Source organism: Pseudoalteromonas sp. T1lg88, from assembly GCF_002964765.1.
In the GTDB taxonomy this organism is placed as follows: domain Bacteria; phylum Pseudomonadota; class Gammaproteobacteria; order Enterobacterales; family Alteromonadaceae; genus Pseudoalteromonas.
The window spans coordinates 1,938-2,634 of record NZ_PQCF01000031.1 but is presented as its reverse complement, the minus strand read 5'-3'; the positions used below and the strand labels follow the sequence as shown (position 1 = coordinate 2,634).

The 697-nt window shown below is 60.3% G+C and carries 1 protein-coding gene; it reads left to right on the top strand.

The genetic code is table 11. The annotated features are described in order from the left end of the window. Positions 1-697 (top strand): Ig-like domain repeat protein (locus tag C2M34_RS09260; RefSeq protein ID WP_199878784.1); only part of this gene is annotated, 697 nt, incomplete at both ends.

Sequence of the window (697 nt, the reverse complement as noted above, 5' to 3'; positions counted from 1 at the left end):
CGACAGCATCACCATCAGTGATGGCGTGACCACCATCACGGTACCGAGCTCGGCGATCAGCACGGATAGCAACGGCAACGTGACCGTCGTTGGGCAAGACCTTTCAGGCCTCGCCGACGGTGAACTAACCGTCACCATGACAGTGACCGACGCTGCCGGGAACACAGGCACGGTCACCGATACCACCACCCTGGATACGGGCGCACCGAGCACAGGTGATGGCGCAAACGGTATTGCGTTCGACGACGGCGGCGATGAGCTGTTAAGCGCGGGTGAAGCGACCAACGTGACCCTTTCTGGCGTTGTCGAAGCCGGTGCCACCGTCGACAGCATCACCATCAGTGATGGCGTGACCACCATCACGGTACCGAGCTCGGCGATCACTTTGGATAGCAACGGCAACGTGACCGTCGTAGGGCAAGACCTGTCAGGTCTCGCCGACGGCGAACTGACCGTCACCATGACAGTGACCGACGCTGCCGGGAACACAGGCACGGTCACCGATACCACCACCTTGGATACTGGCGCACCGAGCACCGGTGATGGCGCAAACAGTATTGCATTCGACGACGGCGGCGATGAGCTATTAAGCGCAGAGGAAGCGACCAATGTGACCCTTTCTGGCGTTGTTGAAGCCGGTGCCACCGTCGACAGCATCACCATCAGTGATGGTGTGACGACGATCACGGTACCGAGT